The following is a 644-nucleotide window of genomic DNA, read 5'->3' on the forward strand; positions in this document are numbered from 1 at the left end:
GAACGGTGCCTTTCGTAGTCATTTCCAGGTACGCGGTGCCGAGCGCCTGCGCTTGAGCCAGGAGCTGATCGACGCCGGCGTGGCCACCGGCTACTACTTCGTCGGTCTCTTCCTGCAGCGCGGCTCAGCCGGCTTGCGGGAGGACCCGGCCATGGCCCTGCGGTACTACCGCAAGGCCGCCGACGAGGGCAGCGCCCTGGGGCAGGCGCTTGTGGCCGACAAGCTGGCGCCCATCGATATCGCCCCGGACATCGCTCGGCAGATGCGCCGTTGCGCGGCCGAACAGGGACATGGGGAGGCGGCTACAGACCTGGGCGTCAACTTGAAAAACAGAGGGGATTTCCAAGGGGCGCTTGAAGCTTTTCAGCTGGGGGTGGCGGCAGGTTACAGCACCTCGGCTTCTTTCCTGAGTAATGGCTTTCGCGGTCCAAAGCCAGATAATCGGCTGCATTACCTTGCTCAACAGGAAGACCTAGAGCGCGCTGAGCGCTACAACAAGATCCGGCGTGTTCTGGGGAACTACTCCTACGCCCAACCCTCGATCCCCGAAATCAACGACATCGTCCCGCTGCCACCGGCCAAGCTGCCGCCCTGGGACGGCACGCTCAAATGGCTGGAAGCGCGCGAAGCCAACATTCCACCGC

1 protein-coding gene is annotated in these 644 nt (G+C 63.7%); it reads left to right on the forward strand.

What is annotated here, in order from left to right:
* On the forward strand, positions 1-644 hold a 644-nt coding region (locus tag E8E75_RS00050; protein WP_280357620.1), incomplete at both ends, for a DUF6396 domain-containing protein.

The organism is Pseudomonas sp. BN606 (genome assembly GCF_029873115.1).
Classification (GTDB): Bacteria; Pseudomonadota; Gammaproteobacteria; order Pseudomonadales; family Pseudomonadaceae; genus Metapseudomonas.